Below are 3,406 nucleotides of genomic sequence, written 5' to 3'. Positions count from 1 at the left end.
CACTCCGATTCCATCCCGAACTCGGTTGTGAAACTTCACCGTGGCCAAGATACTTGTCGGGTTGCCGACCGGGACAATAGCTCGATGCCAGGATTATTCTTTCCTACCCCTCAATCCGACAAGATTGGGGGGTTTGGTTTTTAGGAAAAATCAGAGGATTTTAAATCTAAACCTCGCTCAAATATTGTATCTATGGCTAACATTTCTCCGTCGCTAGTCATAAATTTATGATCTTTGGTTGCTTGGATAGTTTGCCCATTTTCTAGGGTGTATTCAAAGACTTCTTGTAAACCTCGCTCGTGCCATTGAGAGATTGGTTGACTATAAACAAAACCATTTTTATCTACAGTATAAACAGTGCAGTTAATTTCTTCGCTCACAATTTTAGCAATTGGTAATAATCCGTATTCCTCAGTTAAAATTAACGTCTCACCTCCCAGACAATATTCGGCAAAATTTACCATCTGTTCAAAGAGATTTTCAGCGATTCTTTTTTCCACACCATTTTTAGCAGCACCATCGATAAACATCTCCCTTTGTTTCTGCATTTCGGAGGCTTTTTTCTTACCCATTGCCCGACGCAATAGATCCGCTTCTCCTAGAGAATAACCGGCTAAATCCTGCGCCATTTTCATAATCTGTTCTTGATAGACTAAAACTGCGTAGGTTTCCTTAAGAATTGGTTCCAATAAAGGATGATCATAACGAATGGGTTCTCTACCGTGTTTTCTGCCAATAAAGAGAGGAATTAATCCCGCATCTAAAGGTCCGGGGCGATAGAGTGCTAAGATTGAAGATATGTCCTCAATACCCGATGGTTTTAACTCTTTAACGATCTGTTTCATCCCCGATGATTCTAACTGGAAAATACCTTCTAAATCCCCTTCTTCTAGTAATCCGTGGGTTTTGAGAATATCGGGAGGTAGTTTTTTATGTTCCCCTTTAGCCCGAATTTGCAGGGCTTTTCTTTCATCTAAAGGCAATTGATCAAGATCGATATCTATGCCCTGATTTTGTTTAATTAAATCGGCGGTTTTTTTCAAAGTGGTTAAATTTCTTAACCCTAAAAAGTCCATTTTTAACAATCCCAATGATTCTAAATCCTCCATGAAATATTGGGTAATTACCGCCCCATCATTATTTTTCTGGAGGGGAACCACTTCATCTAAAGGTTGGGAAGAAATGACGACTCCCGCAGCATGAACTCCGAAGGTTTTGTTAGTACCTTCGATACGAATTGCCATATCTAACCAATGACGCACATGGGGTTCCGTATCGTATCTTTCTTTAAACGCTGGTTCGGGAGTTTCATCGGAAATCATCACTTTTAAAGGTGTGGGTTTACCGCGAGAAACGGGAATCATTTTCGCCATTTTATCCGATTCGGCGTAGGGAATATCTAACACCCGCGCCACATCTTTTAAGACAGCTTTTGATGTCATGCGGTTAAAAGTAATGATTTGGGCAACATTAGCCTCCCCGTATTTTTCCGTGACGTATTGGATCATTTCATCCCGTCTCTCGATACAGAAATCCGTATCAATATCAGGCATAGATTTCCGTTCAGGATTGAGAAAACGCTCAAATAATAAACCGTGATGAACGGGATCAATATTGGTTATTTTTAAAGAATATGCTACCAAAGAACCCGCCGCAGAACCGCGTCCTGGACCGACGGGAATATCATGATCTCTAGCATATTTTATATAGTCCCAAACGACGAGAAAATAGGTAGAAAATCCCATTTTCTGTAGCATTTTTAATTCGTATTCAAGCCTTTCTTTGTAAACAGGCTCAATCTCGTGACGAGAAGGACATTTTAATCTTTCTAGTAATCCTAACCAAGCAATTTCTTCTACATAACTATCAGCAGTATGTCCCGCAGGAACTGGATAATTAGGCAGTCTTGGTTCATTAAATATGTTATAAGGTTCGACTTTTTCTGCTACTTCTAAGGTGTTATTAATCGCTTCTTCAATCACATCTTCGGGCAGATGATCACGGAAAAGTAAACGCATTTCATCAGCAGATTTTAAGTATTCTGTACCGCTATAACGGAGGCGTTTGTCTTCAGTAATTAACTTGGCAGTTTGAATACAAAGCAAGGCATCGTGGGCCTCTACATCGTAACAGGAAATAAAGTGAGAATCGTTAGTAGCAACTACTTTAATTCCTAACTCTTTAGCAATTTTAACTATTTCTACATTGACAATCCGATCTTCTTTAGAACCGTGGTCTTGAATTTCTAAATAAAAATCATCACCAAAAAGTTTTTTATACCATTTAGCGGTTTCCTTAGCCAGTTTCCTGTTATTAGCTAAAATCGCTTGGGGAATCTCTCCACCCAAGCAAGCACTGGTAACTATCAATCCTTCGTGGTATTGTTGGAGTAACTCTTTATTGATACAAGGACGAGCAAAAATACCTTTACCTTGAATACCTTTCAGATTAGAAATAGTTGTTAATTTAACTAGATTTTTATAGCCTTGGGTATTTTTGGCTAAAACAACTTGATGATATTTTCGGTGGCGAAGATTGACTTCAATATCGCCATTGACTATATACATTTCGTTGCCAATAATTGGTTTTATTCCCTTATTACGGCAGGTTTTAATTAATTCGATCGCACCATACATGACTCCATGATCGGTTAAAGCGATCGCTGGTTGTCCTAATTCAATCGCTCGATCAATTAGTGCCGGTAATTGGGAAGCACCATCAAGTAAGCTATAATCACTGTGAATATGTAAACCGACAAAAGACATAATTTTTCAGAAAAAAGTGACAAGGAAAAAGAAAAAAAACAGAATTTACTTACTTTTAATTTTCAGCAATTACAGTCTATTTTTAGGGTTGATTGAGAATCCTATAGGGGAAAGAACTTTCTTCTAAATTAAACCATTGTTCTCGCAGTTTCTGGTTATCATTGCTGCCGACAACAGTATCAACAAATTTTTTCCATTCGGGATCGTTTTTGGGTAAAATACAGCCATAAAGTTCGGTGGTAATCGGTTGACTGGGTAGTAGCACAAATTGTCGCGGATCCTGTCCTTGTTTAACGAGTTCCCCCAGTAGAAGAATTCCATCACTAACCACTGCGTTTACTTCTCCCCTTTGTAATTTTGCCACTGCCTCACTTCGATCGCTGACAGCTTGCCAATTAGCCAGAGGATAGATATAACGAATAATACTATCGGTGGTGGTGTGGGGAATATAGGCGATCGCAACTGCCGCTAAAGTGTTATTAATATCTATTTTATCAACATTTTCCGGCTCTTCGGGACTTGGTATGGTTCGATATGGGGGCATAAATCGACTAAATCCTTATCTGGCAAGAGATTTAATTGATTAGTTCGCTCTAGATCGCAAACAATTGACAAAAATCGCGGTAATGTCTGTCTCTATA

Annotated in this window: 1 protein-coding gene and 1 pseudogene; both read right to left on the bottom strand. The window is 39.0% G+C overall.

Going from position 1 to position 3,406, the window contains the following annotated elements:
• Positions 1-140: 140 nt before the first annotated feature.
• Positions 141-2,765, bottom strand: coding sequence for a DNA polymerase III subunit alpha (locus O9290_RS24255; RefSeq protein WP_288056689.1), 2,625 nt, complete (start codon positions 2,763-2,765; stop codon positions 141-143).
• An 82-nt stretch (positions 2,766-2,847) separates the two neighbouring features.
• Positions 2,848-3,270: pseudogene (locus O9290_RS24250) on the bottom strand (type 2 periplasmic-binding domain-containing protein); the annotation flags it as partial.
• Positions 3,271-3,406: the final 136 nt, after the last annotated feature.

Origin of the sequence: Microcystis sp. LE19-41.2A, from assembly GCF_027530405.1 — a bacterium.
GTDB classification, from domain to species: domain Bacteria; phylum Cyanobacteriota; class Cyanobacteriia; order Cyanobacteriales; family Microcystaceae; genus Microcystis; species Microcystis aeruginosa.
The sequence above is the reverse complement of the archived record's forward strand: the minus strand, read 5'-3'. Positions and strand labels throughout refer to the sequence as shown.

What these genes read in the sequence shown, in the direction of transcription:
- O9290_RS24255 (WP_288056689.1), bottom strand. Translation starts at nt 2,765, where the DNA reads ATGTCTTTTGTCGGTTTACATATTCACAGTGATTATAGCTTACTTGAT.